This window comes from Nocardioides sp. WG-D5, assembly GCF_054031175.1.
Window position 1 is genome coordinate 5,105,543 of sequence record NZ_CM132928.1, and the last position, 13,150, is coordinate 5,118,692.

Genomic DNA, 13,150 nt, shown 5'->3' on the forward strand with positions numbered 1-13,150 from the left:
CGCGGACAAGGGCGAGAACCTTGGATGAACGGCCTGATCAGGACGTGGTCCGGGTGCTGGTTTGAACGATCCAGAGGGGTAGTCTGGGCTCCCGTGAGAAGAGCGAAGATCGTCTGCACCCTGGGACCCGCCGTCGGGACGGAGCGTCGCATCCGCGAGCTCGTCTACGCAGGCATGGACGTGGCCCGGATGAACATGAGCCATGGGTCCCACGACGACCACTCCAGCAACTACGCGCTGGTGCGGGAGGCGGCTGCGGCGAGCGGGCACAGCGTCGGCATCTTCGCCGACCTGCAGGGGCCCAAGATCCGCCTGGAGCGCTTCGAGGAGGGGTCGACCACCCTGCACCGGGGTCAGGCCTGGACGATCACCACGCGGGACGTGACCGGCACCGACAAGATCTGCGGGACGACCTACAAGGGCCTTCCGGGCGACGTGAAGGTCGGCGACCCGATCCTGATCGACGACGGCAAGCTGCGCCTGCGGGTCACCGCCGTCGACGACACCGACGTCCACACCGAGGTCCTGGTCGGTGGACCGGTCTCCAACAACAAGGGCATCAACCTGCCCGGCGTCGCGGTCTCCGTCCCGGCCCTGTCCGAGAAGGACGAGGAGGACCTGCGCTTCGCTCTCAAGCTCGGCGTCGACATGGTCGCGCTCAGCTTCGTGCGCAACGCGAAGGACTACGAGGACGTCCGCAAGATCATGGACGAGGAGGGGCGTGTCGTCCCGGTCATCGCCAAGATCGAGAAGCCGCAGGCGATCGACAACCTCGACGAGGTCATCGCCGCCTTCGACATGTTCATGGTCGCCCGTGGTGACCTCGGCGTGGAGTGCCCGCTCGAGGAGGTGCCGTTCCTGCAGAAGCGGATCATCGAGCTGGCCCGCCTCAACGCCAAGCCGGTCATCGTCGCCACCCAGATGCTCGACTCGATGATCTCCAACCCGGCGCCCACCCGCGCCGAGGCCAACGACGTCGCCAACGCCGTCCTCGACGGCGCCGACGCGGTGATGCTCTCCGCCGAGACGAGCGTCGGCGATTATCCGATCCACACCGTCGAGACGATGGCGCGCATCATCGCCGCCACCGAGCGCCACGCCTTCTCCCGCGACGGCTCCGCCGCCGCCGAGCTGAGCCGCATCGACTGGGACCCGCACACCCGCTCCGGCGTCATCGCCAAGGCCGCCGCCGAGGTGGCCGACCGGGTCGGCGCCAAGTACCTGGTCGCTTTCACCACCTCCGGCGACTCCGCCCGCCGGCTCTCCCGGCTCCGCGGCTCGATCCCGCTGCTCGCCTTCACCCCCTCCGATGCCGTACGCAGCCAGCTCGCGCTCAGCTGGGGCACCGAGACCTTCCGCACCGACGAGGTCGAGCACACCGACGAGATGGTCCGCCAGGTCGACGAGAACCTGCTCAAGCTCGGCCGCGTCGAGGAGGGCGAGCTCGTCGTCATCATCGCCGGCTCGCCTCCCGGCATCCCCGGCTCCACCAACGCCCTGCGCATCCACCGCATCGGCGACGCGATCAACGAGGTCGCGCCGGCGTACGAGCGCAAGGGCTAGCTCTTCGGGCCGATCAGTGCGTCGAGCGCCGCGACCGCCTCGCGGCGCGAGACGCTGATCGTCTTCCAGGAGGACTTGCGCCACGGGATGCCGGCCAGATCGAGTGCCCAGGTGCACAGGCCGCGGATGTCGTCGGAGTGATTGGTGAACTGCCAGCGTCCGTACTCGTAGCGCTTCTTCTCTCCGGCGACGATCCGGGTCGCCCAGTTCGACACCCGGCACCCGTCAGAATGGAACAGTCCACGGAGGAACGGGCCGGGGTGGGCTGACACGATCTCCTGCTGCCATGGCTCCAGGACGATCTTGCGTTCGTGCTTGCGGCCGGGGCCGTGCTGCGGGAAGAGGCAGGGCAAGTGCTGCCAATTCAGCTGAACGTCCACACAGCCGGGCTTCCTGACGATGAATACGTTGCCGCCCGGCCTGATTCGGCCGAGCAGGTCGACTACGTCGTCGATGATCCGCGGATGGGCCAGGTCGCACGTGATCCGGAGGAAGTAGTAGCGCGCGGCTCTCGCGATGTGGCCGTCGCCGAGGTAGAAACCGAGAAGCGCGGCGTACGCCTCCTGGTCGATCGGACGGTCGTCGCACCGCGGGCAGGCGCCGGGTCGGTTGCGCGGCTCGCAGTCCCTCCACTCACGGATGGTGGATCTTGCGACACCTGTCGCGCGTGCCACAGCCGACAGCGAGTCGCCCTGCCGGAGGAGTGCGAGCGCATTGGCGCGAACACGAGCTGTGTACACGGTCGCAGTCTGCCTGCGACCACCGACATCACGATGGAACGTGCGAACAAATCTGGTGCCCCGAGTCGGATTCGAACCGACACTATACGGTGTTTGAGACCGCCCTCTCTGCCGTTGGAGTACCGGGGCTCTCCGGCCCGCGAGCGGGCCTGGCATTCGCCAAACTTACCGGACCGTGGGCGGAATCACTGCACCGGGACGTGCCCGTGATGGCCTAGTCTGTGCTCGTGACGGAGAGCAACCCCAGCAGCACCCCGGAGAGCCAGGCGCGGCGTACGGTCGTCATCGCGGAGGACGAGGTCCTGATCAGGATGGACCTCAAGGAGATGCTCACCGAGGAGGGTTACGAGGTCGTCGGTGAGGCCGGCGACGGCAAGGCTGCCATCGAGCTGGCCACCGAGCACAGACCCGACCTGGTGATCCTCGACGTGAAGATGCCGGTGCTCGACGGGATCGCGGCGGCAGAGGCGATCGCCCGCGACCGGATCGCGCCGGTCGTCATGCTGACCGCGTTCTCGCAGCGTGACCTGGTGGAACGGGCCCGTGACGCGGGTGCGATGGCCTACCTCGTCAAGCCGTTCAACATCACCGACCTGGTGCCCGCGATCGAGCTGGCGGTGAGCCGTTTCCAGGAGCTCGCCCAGCTCGAGAAGGAGGTCGCGGGTCTGACCGACCGGCTGGAGACCCGCAAGGCCGTCGACCGGGCGAAGGGGATCCTCCAGCAGGGTCTCACCCTGAGCGAGCCCGAGGCGTTCCGCTGGATCCAGAAGACCGCGATGGACCTGCGGCTCTCGATGCGTCAGGTCGCCGAGGGAGTCATCGAGCACGGGGTCAGCGGACCGCGTACCTGAATCCGTGTAAACGGCACGTCACAGATCGGTTGCGGTCTCAGAAGAGGGACAACCTGTGGCTTGTTCGTGGGCGACGTCGGCCTAGACTGCCCGCGCGGATCCGGCGGACCAGCGAGTTCAGCTGGTGTCAGGATCCGTCTTCAGGACACACAGGCAGGAGTACCCACGTGCGCAAGCGGCTCTACAGAGTCCTCGTCGCGCTCATCGGTGCGCTGATGGTGCTGTTGGTAGGGAGCGCGGGTGCCGCACAGGCAACCGACACCCCACCGCCGGATGCCACCGCGATCCAGGTGACGCTTCAGGACGAGGCCAACAAGGATGCCCAAGGCAATCCGAAACCGATCTCGGGAGTGACCCTCGAGGTCAGCAAGGACGGCGAGAAGGCCGGCGAGGGCGTCACCGACGACAAGGGTGTCGCGATCATCGTCGTCGACGAGCTCGGCAAGTACACGGTGACCCTCGACGAGAAGACGCTCCCTGAAGGGACCGTCCTCGACGAGAACACCAAGAACGAGGCCACCGTCACCGTCCGCTTCCAGGGCCCCAACAACCGAGCCATCTTCCCGATCGGTGTCACCGCCGGCGAGCAGTCGAACTTCGCCAAGGACCTCGCCCAGAACCTCCGCGCGGGCATCGTCTTCGCTCTGATCCTGTGCCTGGCCGGCCTCGGCTTCTCGCTGATCTTCGGCACGACCGGCCTGTCCAACTTCGCCCACGGTGAGCTGCTCACCTTCGGCGCCGTGATGGCCTGGAGCTTCGACCAGATCTTCAAGACCGGTGGCCTGGCCTCGGTCTCGGTGATCGTGGCCGGCGTCATCGCGGTCGTCCTCGGCGGCGTCGGTGGCTATGTGCAGGACAAGGTCCTGTGGGGGCCGCTGCGCCGGCGCGGCACCGGCCTGATCGCGATGATGATCATCTCGATCGGCCTGGCGATCTTCCTGCGCTACCTGTTCCAGTACTTCTACGGCTCCTCGACCCGCTCGCTGTCGCAGTACAACGGCCAGCAGCGTGAGCAGCACTGGTACTACCTCGGTCTCTCGCTCGCCGACCGCGAGGCGGTCATCGTCATCATCGCGATCGTCACCATCACCGCGGTCTGCCTGTGGCTGGCCAAGAGCCGGATGGGCAAGGCGATGCGCGCGGTCTCGGACAACCCGGCGCTGGCCGCGTCCTCCGGTCTGCGGGTCGACGGCGTCATCACCAACGCCTGGGTGATCGGTGGGGCGCTGACCGCCCTGGCCGGTGTGCTCTACGCGATGCAGCTGCAGGTCAACAGCTTCATGGGCATGCGGATCCTGCTGGTCATCCTCGCCGCAGTGACCCTGGGTGGTCTCGGCACGATCTGGGGCGCTCTGGTCGGCTCGATGGTGATCGGGCTCGTCTACGAGCTCGGACCGCTGTTCGGCGTACCCACGTCGATCAAGGAGATCGGCCCGCTGCTGATCATGATCGTGATCCTGCTGGTGCGGCCCCAGGGCATCCTGGGTCGCAAAGAGCGGCTCGGGTAGGAGAGACAATGGATATCCTCGACATTCTCCGGGCAGCGCTGCAACAGGCGCTCGGCCCGCAGGCGATCGTCTTCGCCCTGGCCGCCATCGGCCTCAACATCCACTTCGGCTACACCGGTCTGCTCAACTTCGGCCAGGCCGGGTTCGTCGCGGTCGGTGCGTACGGCCTGGCCGTCTCGGTGGTCACCTTCGATGCCCCGTTCTGGCTCGGCATCGTCATGGCGCTGGTGGCGCCGCTGGTGCTCGCCGTGATCCTGGGTGTGCCGACCCTGCGTCTGCGCGCCGACTATCTGGCGATCGTCACGATCGCCGCGGCCGAGGTGCTGCGGTTCGTCTTCGGCGCCGTGGAGACCAAGGAGACCTTCGGTGGCTCCAACGGGCTCAACGGCTTCGCCAGGCCGTTCCAGGAGGCCAACCCCTACAGCAGCGGCATCGACCTCGGCATCATCTCCTTCGGTCGCAACGACCTGTGGTCCCTGACCGTCGGCTGGATCCTGGTCGCGCTGTGCTGCGTGCTGGTGTGGGCGCTCATGCGCAGCCCGTGGGGACGCGTGCTCCGCTCGATCCGTGAGGACGAGGACGCGGTCCGCTCGCTGGGCAAGAACGTCTTCGCCTACAAGATGCAGGCGCTCGCGCTCGGTGGCGTCATCGGTGGTCTGGGCGGCATGTTCCTGGCGCTCAAGCAGGCCTCGGTCGTGCCGAGCGACTACTCGACGCTGATGACCTTCTACGCCTTCGCCGCGCTGCTGCTCGGTGGTGCCGCCCGGGTGATGGGTCCCGTCATCGGTTCGGTCTTGTTCTGGTTCCTGATCGCCGGGCTGGGCTCGTTCTTCAGCCAGTCGGCCGGTGAAGGTGGCTGGATCCCGTCGGCGATCATGACCGACACCCAGGCCAGCGTGATCCGCTACATCGTGCTGGGTCTGGCCATCATGCTGCTGATGATCTTCCGACCCCAGGGGATCTTCGGCGACCGTAGGGAGATCGCGATCGATGGACGCTGACATGACTGACCAGACGAACGCAGATAACGCAGAGAACGCCGAGATCAAGACCGGGCCCGCGGGCCTCGTCGGGGTGAGCACCGAGCCGGGCAGCAAGAAGCCCGACCCGATCGTGGTCGCCGACAACATCACGCGTACGTTCGGGGGACTCACCGCCGTCGACGTCGACCACGTCGAGATCCAGCGGGGTGCGATCACCGCGCTGATCGGCCCCAACGGAGCCGGCAAGACGACCTTCTTCAACCTGCTGACGGGCTTCGACCAGCCGAACAGCGGCTCGTGGAGCCTGGAGGGCAAGTCGCTCAAGGGCGTCGCCCCCTACAAGGTGGCCCGTCTCGGGATGGTGCGCACCTTCCAGCTCACCAAGGTGCTGGCGAAGCTCACCGTGATCGAGAACATGCGCCTGGGCGCCACCGGACAGAAGGGCGAGCGGTTCTGGACCGCGCCGTTCAAGTTCCTGTGGGGCAAGCAGGAGGACGAGGTCACCGCGAAGGCCGACGAGCTGCTCGCCCGCTTCCTGCTCGACAAGAAGCGTGAGGACTTCGCCGGGTCGCTCTCCGGCGGCCAGCGCAAGCTGCTGGAGATGGCCCGCGCGCTCATGGTCGACCCGGAGCTGGTCATGCTCGACGAGCCGATGGCGGGGGTGAACCCGGCCCTGAAGCAGTCGCTGCTGGGTCACGTGAAGTCGCTGCGCGACGAGGGCCGCACGGTCCTCTTCGTCGAGCACGACATGGACATGGTCCGTGACATCTCCGACTGGGTCATCGTGATGGCCCAGGGCAAGATCGTCGCGGAGGGCACCCCGGAGTCGGTCATGGCCGACCAGCGTGTCATCGACGCCTATCTCGGGGCCCACCACGACACCGACCTGAGCGAGCTCGACGAAGAGCGGCTCGAGGCCGAGGTCGAGGCCGAGATCGCCCAAGAGGAGGACGCGAAGTGACTTCCACCGATGCGGAGCAGTTCCGCGAGAAGCACCTGAGCGAGGCCGAGGGCGCGGTGCTCCGTGCCGACGGGCTCATCGCCGGCTACCTGCCCGGGGTCAACATCCTCAACGACACCGACCTCTACTGTCAGCCCGGCGAGCTGGTCGGCATCATCGGCCCCAACGGTGCCGGCAAGTCGACGCTGCTCAAGGCGCTCTTCGGTCTGGTCAAGATCCACGAGGGCACGGTCAAGCTGAACGGCGAGGACATTACCGGGAAGCGTGCCGACGAGCTGGTCAGCCGGGGGATCGGGTTCGTCCCGCAGACGAACAACGTCTTCCCGAGCCTGACCATCGAGGAGAACCTCGAGATGGGCTGCTACCAGGCCCCGAAGAAGTTCGCGGAGAGGTTCGACTTCGTCACCGCGATCTTCCCGGCGCTCGGGGAGCGGCGCAAGCAGCGTGCCGGCGGGCTCTCCGGCGGTGAGCGCCAGATGGTCGCGATGGGCCGGGCGCTGATGATGGAGCCGTCGGTCCTGCTGCTGGACGAGCCCTCCGCGGGGCTCTCGCCGGTCATGCAGGACGAGGTCTTCGTCCAGACCCGCAAGATCAACAAGGCCGGCGTCTCGGTCGTGATGGTCGAGCAGAACGCCCGCCGCTGCCTGCAGATCTGCGACCGCGGCTACGTGCTCGACCAGGGCCGCAACGCCTACACCGGCGCCGGCCGTGAGCTCGCCGACGACCCGAAGGTGATCGAGCTCTACCTCGGCACCCTGGGTGCCAAGGAGGACTGAGGGCGTACGTCCCGAACGACCAGGGCCCCGGAGCGTGCTGCTCCGGGGCCCCGGTCGTCTTCTGCTGTCGGGTGGCTCAGGCGACGGTGTGCGAGCGCCGCTGGGAGCGCCGGGCGGCGAGCAGCTCGCCGACGGCGCTGGACTGCTTCGGGCTGCGCTGCAGACGGGCGTGGTGGGGGAGGGCGCGGCCCAGGACGTTGAGGCGGGAGCGTACGACCGCGGTCGGCGCCACCCGCATGACCGCCTGGGCGCCGAGGCCGAGCCGGGCGAGGAACCGGTTGCCGTCACGGCCGCCGGCGGAGGCCGCGGCGGCGATCGTCCTGACCCCGCGCTCCTCGGCGAAGGCGACGGCCGACTCCATCAGCATCCGGCCCACCCCGCGTCGGCGGAAGCTGGGGACGACGTGGGGCGCGAAGATCTGCACGGTCGGCTCCAGGTTGAGCGGACCGAAGGTCGTGGCACACAGGTAGACCGCGCCGACGGGCTCGGTGCCGCACTCGGCGACCAGGAGGCGCTGGTCGGGGGAGGCGTCGGCGCCACGGATGATGGTCTCGAGGTCGCCCAGCTGCTCCTGGGCATCGGTCATCCGCAGCGAGTCCTGCCAGATGCCGAGGAGGAAGAGCGCGTCGTCGGCTCGAGCCTCCCGCACCGTCACGGGCACCCTGCTCATCGAGTCGGTCCTCCATGGGCGCCGTGCGTACAGATCATCACAATTCCTCCACGATCGTGCCTGTTCCTGGCGGGAATCGGGTTCCCCGAGTGATCATGGGTCACCTCGGCCCCGATGATACGGAGCCGATCATGGCGGCAACCCAGGCAATGATGCCATGGGGGAGATGTAACGGATTGGTGAAAAGACAGGTCCCTCGGGTGATTCGCCTACCGACCGTCTCTAATGTGTCTCCGCAAGGTCCGGCGTGAGCCGGGCCAGCCCATACGAAAGAGGGACAAAGCAGTGAACTCATCATCCTCTACCTGGATGAAGCTGACCGCGGGCGCCGGCGCCTTGGCGCTCAGCTTCACCCTCGCCGCCTGCGGCGGCGAGACCGCTTCCGAGGAGCCGGAGAAGAAGGCTGCCGCCAAGGGCGACGGCACTCTCACCATCGGGCAGCTCCTCCCGCAGACCGGAAGCCTCGCGTTCCTCGGCCCGCCCGAGTTCGCCGGCTCCGACCTGGCGATCCAGGACATCAACGCCGCCGGTGGTGTGCTCGGCAAGGACGTCGTGTCCGTCGTGGCCGACTCCGGTGACACGACCTCCGCGATCGCTCCGGCCGAGGCCGACAAGCTCATCGACGCCAAGTCCGACGTGATCGTCGGCACGGCCTCCTCGGGCGTGTCGATGACCGTGATCGACAAGATCATGTCGTCCGGCACCGTGATGTTCTCGCCGGCCAACACCTCGACCGAGTTCGACGAGGGTGACTTCGCCAAGCCGGACCTCTACTTCCGCACGGCTCCGTCCGACATCCTGCAGGGCGCCGTCATGGCCAACCTGCTGCTCGAGGACAAGCGCACCAACGTCGCGATCCTGGCCCGCCAGGACGCCTACGGTGAGACGCTCGCCGAGGAGGTCAAGGCCAACCTCGAGGGTGCCGGCTCCAAGGTCGCCACCACGGCGTTCTACTCCGAGGACGCCACCTCGTTCGACGCCCAGATCAACGAGATCGCCGGCGCCGGCGCGGACGCGGTCGTCGTGATCGCGTTCGAGGAGACCAAGAAGCTCATCCCGCAGCTCATCGCCGCGGGTGCCGGTCCCTCGAAGCTGCCGACCTACTTCGTCGACGGCAACCTGTCGGACTACTCCAAGGACTTCACCAAGGGTGAGCTCAAGGGCGTCAAGGGCACCCTGCCCGGCGCCGAGACCACCGGTGACTTCAAGGAGCAGCTCCTCAAGGTCGACCCGAAGCTGGCCGACTACTCCTACGCCGCCGAGTCCTACGACGCCACCATCGTCTCCGCGCTGGCTGCGGTGAAGGCCGACAGCGACGCGGGCGAGGCCATCGCCGAGGAGATCGTCGACATCACCACCGGTGGTGAGAAGTGCGAGACGTACGCCGACTGCGTCAAGCTCATCGAGGACGGCAAGGACATCGACTACGACGGCAAGTCCGGCCCGATCGAGCTCGGCGAGACCGGTAGCCCGACGGCCGCGTCCATCGGTATCTACCAGTACAACGACAAGGCGACCTACGCGCCCGTCAAGTACATCGCTGGCGAGGTCTGATCCAGCCGACGAAGGGCCCCGGAACCGCTCGGTTCCGGGGCCCTTCCGCGTGTCAGTTGGAGATCTGCGGGGCGGCGATCAGCGCGCAGGTGATCCGCGAGGTGCAGACCCGCTTGCCGCGCTCGTCGGTGATCACGATCTCGTACGCCGCGGAGTTCCGCCCCAGGTGGATCGCGGTCGCGGTGCCGGTGACGACGCCGGAGGTCGCCGAGCGGTGGTGGGTGGCGTTGATGTCCACGCCGACGGCGATCTTGCTCAGCGAGTGGCCGTGGATGCCGGAGCCGATCGAGCCGAGGGTCTCGGCGAGGACGACCGAGGCGCCGCCGTGGAGCAGACCGTAGGGCTGGGTGTTGCCGTCGACCGGCATCGTGCCGACGACCTTCTCAGCCGAGATCTCGAGGATCTCGACGCCCATCTTCTCGTTGAGTGCGCCCGCGCCCTGGGGGAGCGACCCGACGAACTTCGCGATCTCGGCGGGGTCGGTGGTGTGGAGTGCATCGGTCATGGATGCATGTTCGCACGCGGCTGTCCACCACTTGGTCTCGACCCGCTTCGCGGCTTCGCAAGCTCAGCCGCTGCCCTCGCTCGACCTTCTCGCGTTGCGCCCCGGCTCCTTCGTCGCCGTGCCGCAGGCTCGAATGTCGGTGGTCGTGGATAGAGTCGGACCGTGGCTGATGTGACGCGTGACCGACTGCTCCTTCTCGATGGGCACTCGCTGGCCTACCGGGCCTTCTTCGCCCTGCCGGTGGAGAACTTCTCGACCGTCACGGGGCAGAACACCAATGCCGTCTACGGCTTCACCTCGATGCTGGTCAACGTGCTGCGCGACGAGACCCCGACCCACGTCGCGGTCGCCTTCGACCTGTCGCGGCAGACGTTCCGGCTGGAGGAATACTCCGAATACAAGGCCAAGCGCAACAAGACCCCCGACGAGTTCAAGTCGCAGCTGCCGCTGATCCAGCGGCTGCTCGACGTGCTGCACATCCGCCACCTGTCCGTCGCGGGCTACGAGGCCGACGACATCATCGCGACCCTGGTGACCCAGGGGCTCGAGGCCGGGATGGAGGTGCTGATCCTGACCGGCGACCGCGACTCGCTGCAGCTGGTCACCGAGTCCTCCACCGTGCTCTACCCGATGCGCGGCGTCTCCGACCTGGCGCGGATGACGCCGGAGGCCGTCGAGACGAAATACGGCGTCCCCCCGCACCGCTATCCCGAGCTGGCCGCGCTGGTGGGGGAGGACTCCGACAACCTGCCCGGTATCCCGGGAGTGGGTCCGAAGACCGCCGCGAAGTGGATCAACACCTACGACGGCCTCGACAACGTGATCACCCACGCCGACCAGATCAAGGGCAAGGCCGGCGACAACCTGCGCGCCCATCTCGGTGACGTGATGCGCAACCGGCGGCTCAACGCGCTGGTGCGCGACCTGCCGCTCGAGGTCGGCCCGACGGATCTCGGCCGGGTCGAGTGGGACCGTGCGGCCGCGCTCGAGCTCCTCGACGAGCTCGAGTTCCGTGGCGAGATCCGCACCCGGATCACCGACGTGCTCGCGCCGGAGGACGACGTCCCGGTCGACGAGAGCGGGTTCGCGCTGGAGGGCGAGACGCTGGCCCCCGGCGCCGTCGGAGCCTTCCTGGCCGAGCTCGGGACCACGCCGGTCGGTCTGCACGTGCGCGGAGCCTGGGGTTCTGGGACCGGCCGCGTGGACGGGTTCGGGTTCGCGACGCAGGAGCGGGCTGCGTACGCGGGGGTGGAGGGGTTCACCCCCGAGGACGAGGCGGCGCTGGCCGGCTGGCTCGCGGACGCCACGAAGCCCAAGATCATGCACGACGCCAAGGGGCCGGAGCTGGCGATCGACGCCCACGGCTGGTCGCTGCGCGGGCTGGTGACCGACACGGCGCTCTCGGCCTACATCGTGGCTCCCGACCAGCGCTCCTACGACCTCGCCGACCTGACCCTGCGCTATCTCAAGCGTGAGCTCAAGCAGGAGGACGACGGCGGCCAGGAGTCGCTCTTCGGCGACGACAAGGTCGGCGGCGACGGGGTGGCGACGACCTCGATGCTCTACGCCCGGGCCGTGCTCGACCTGGCCGCTGAGCTCGACTCGGCGGTCGAGGCCGCCGGCGGACATCGGCTGCTCTCCGAGGTGGAGCTTCCGCTGCTGCACCTGCTGGCGCGGATGGAGAAGACCGGCATCGCGGTCGACACCGAGCACCTCGACGCGCTGGAGCGTCACTTCGCCGGCCAGATGAAGCAGGCGGCCGACGAGGCCTACGGCGTGATCGGCAAGGAGATCAACCTCGGCTCGCCCAAGCAGCTGCAGGTGGTGCTCTTCGACGAGCTCGACATGCCGAAGACGAAGCGCACCAAGACCGGCTGGACCACCGACGCCGACGCGCTCCAGCAGCTCTACGTGAAGACCGAGCACCCGTTCCTGCTCGCGCTGCTGCGCCACCGCGACGTGACCCGGCTGCGGGTCACGATCGAGGGCCTGCTGAAGACCGTGCAGGACGACGGCCGGATCCACACCACCTTCAACCAGACCATCGCGGCGACGGGACGGCTCTCCTCGACCGAGCCCAACCTGCAGAACATCCCGGTACGCACCGAGGAGGGCCGCGGGATCCGCAAGGGCTTCGTCGTAGGTGGCGGGTTCGAGTCCTTGATGACGGCTGACTATTCGCAGATCGAGATGCGGATCATGGCCCACCTGTCCGAGGACGAGCTGCTCATCGAGGCGTTCCGCTCCGGGCGCGACTTCCACTCGATCACCGCGGCGCGGGTCTTCGGCGTCGACCCCGACGCGGTCTCGGTGGAGCAGCGGGCCAAGATCAAGGCGATGAACTACGGGCTCGCCTACGGCCTGTCCGCCTTCGGTCTCTCCCAGCAGCTCGGCATCGAGCCGAGCGAGGCGCGCGGGCTGATGGAGGAGTACTTCGAGACCTTCGGCGGCATCCGCGACTACCTGCGCAGCCTGGTCGAGGAGGCCCGGCGCACGGGTTACACCGAGACCATCATGGGCCGCCGCCGCTACCTCCCCGACCTGCTCTCCGACAACCGTCAGCGGCGGGAGACCGCCGAGCGGATGGCGCTCAACGCCCCGATCCAGGGCTCCGCGGCCGACCTGATCAAGGTCGCCATGCTGCGGGTCCAGGCCGCCATCGACGAGGCCGGCCTCTCCTCCCGGATGCTCCTCCAGGTCCACGACGAGCTCGTCTTCGAGGTGGCGCCCGGCGAACGCGAAGCGCTGGAGTCCCTCGTACGCGCCCAGATGGGCTCCGCCGCCGACCTCAACGTCCCCCTCGACGTCTCCGTCGGCACCGGTCTGTCCTGGCACGAAGCCGCCCACTGACAGCCGAGGCGTCACCCACGTCGGCCGAGACGGCAGTTGTGGCGTACGAATCGGTGGTTCTGTAGGCCGAATCTGTCGTTGTGGGCGCCGAAGCTCGCTCTTCGTCGCCCACAACGACAGATTCGGCCGCCATTACTGCCGTCTCGGCCGACGTACCTGCCGCCTCGGCCTGCGGGGGTGACGGCTCGG

At 67.9% G+C, this 13,150-nt stretch carries 11 protein-coding genes and 1 tRNA gene; 8 read left to right on the top strand and 4 right to left on the bottom strand.

Going from position 1 to position 13,150, the window contains the following annotated elements:
* Positions 1-93 precede the first annotated feature (93 nt).
* Complete coding sequence (gene pyk, locus ACWZJV_RS24705) at positions 94-1,563, top strand: pyruvate kinase (protein WP_008362950.1); 1,470 nt, start codon at positions 94-96, stop codon at positions 1,561-1,563.
* Here the strand turns inward: pyk and ACWZJV_RS24710 are convergent.
* Positions 1,560-2,303, bottom strand: a complete 744-nt coding sequence (locus tag ACWZJV_RS24710; RefSeq protein WP_457179209.1) for a helix-turn-helix domain-containing protein — start codon at positions 2,301-2,303, stop codon at positions 1,560-1,562. The genes pyk and ACWZJV_RS24710 overlap by 4 nt on opposite strands.
* Before the next feature lie 53 nt (positions 2,304-2,356).
* Positions 2,357-2,432 (bottom strand) — tRNA-Leu (locus ACWZJV_RS24715).
* A 92-nt stretch (positions 2,433-2,524) separates the two neighbouring features.
* Between ACWZJV_RS24715 and ACWZJV_RS24720 the strand changes: the two genes are divergently transcribed.
* From ACWZJV_RS24720 to ACWZJV_RS24740, 5 genes are all read left to right on the top strand, one after another.
* Positions 2,525-3,154, top strand: coding sequence for an ANTAR domain-containing response regulator (locus ACWZJV_RS24720; RefSeq protein ID WP_008362948.1), 630 nt, complete (start codon positions 2,525-2,527; stop codon positions 3,152-3,154).
* Between the two features lie 167 nt (positions 3,155-3,321).
* Positions 3,322-4,662, top strand: coding sequence for an ABC transporter permease subunit (locus ACWZJV_RS24725; RefSeq protein WP_196874664.1), 1,341 nt, complete (start codon positions 3,322-3,324; stop codon positions 4,660-4,662).
* 8 nt (positions 4,663-4,670) lie between these two features.
* The gene (locus ACWZJV_RS24730; protein WP_457179210.1) at positions 4,671-5,663 is read left to right on the top strand and encodes a branched-chain amino acid ABC transporter permease; all 993 of its coding nucleotides are present in this window, start codon (positions 4,671-4,673) and stop codon (positions 5,661-5,663) included.
* A gap of 1 nt (position 5,664) precedes the next feature.
* Positions 5,665-6,606 (top strand): ABC transporter ATP-binding protein, encoded by a 942-nt coding sequence (locus ACWZJV_RS24735; RefSeq protein ID WP_196874663.1) that lies wholly within the window; start codon positions 5,665-5,667, stop codon positions 6,604-6,606.
* Positions 6,603-7,382, top strand: a complete 780-nt coding sequence (locus ACWZJV_RS24740; protein ID WP_008362944.1) for an ABC transporter ATP-binding protein — start codon at positions 6,603-6,605, stop codon at positions 7,380-7,382. The genes ACWZJV_RS24735 and ACWZJV_RS24740 overlap by 4 nt, the downstream gene beginning before the upstream one ends.
* A gap of 76 nt (positions 7,383-7,458) precedes the next feature.
* Here ACWZJV_RS24740 and ACWZJV_RS24745 read toward each other — a convergent pair whose 3' ends face one another.
* Positions 7,459-8,052 (bottom strand): GNAT family N-acetyltransferase, encoded by a 594-nt coding sequence (locus tag ACWZJV_RS24745; RefSeq protein WP_196874662.1) that lies wholly within the window; start codon positions 8,050-8,052, stop codon positions 7,459-7,461.
* 309 nt (positions 8,053-8,361) lie between these two features.
* Here ACWZJV_RS24745 and ACWZJV_RS24750 point away from each other — a divergent pair, with 309 nt between their 5' ends.
* The gene (locus ACWZJV_RS24750; RefSeq protein WP_457179211.1) at positions 8,362-9,606 is read left to right on the top strand and encodes an ABC transporter substrate-binding protein; all 1,245 of its coding nucleotides are present in this window, start codon (positions 8,362-8,364) and stop codon (positions 9,604-9,606) included.
* Positions 9,607-9,658: 52 nt separating this feature from the next.
* Here ACWZJV_RS24750 and ACWZJV_RS24755 read toward each other — a convergent pair whose 3' ends face one another.
* Complete coding sequence (locus ACWZJV_RS24755; RefSeq protein WP_196874660.1) at positions 9,659-10,111, bottom strand: hotdog fold thioesterase; 453 nt, start codon at positions 10,109-10,111, stop codon at positions 9,659-9,661.
* Between the two features lie 162 nt (positions 10,112-10,273).
* Between ACWZJV_RS24755 and polA the strand changes: the two genes are divergently transcribed.
* Positions 10,274-12,961 carry a DNA polymerase I gene (gene polA, locus ACWZJV_RS24760; protein ID WP_457179212.1) on the top strand — a complete coding sequence of 896 codons (2,688 nt, stop codon included), beginning with the start codon at positions 10,274-10,276 and terminating at the stop codon, positions 12,959-12,961.
* Positions 12,962-13,150: the final 189 nt, after the last annotated feature.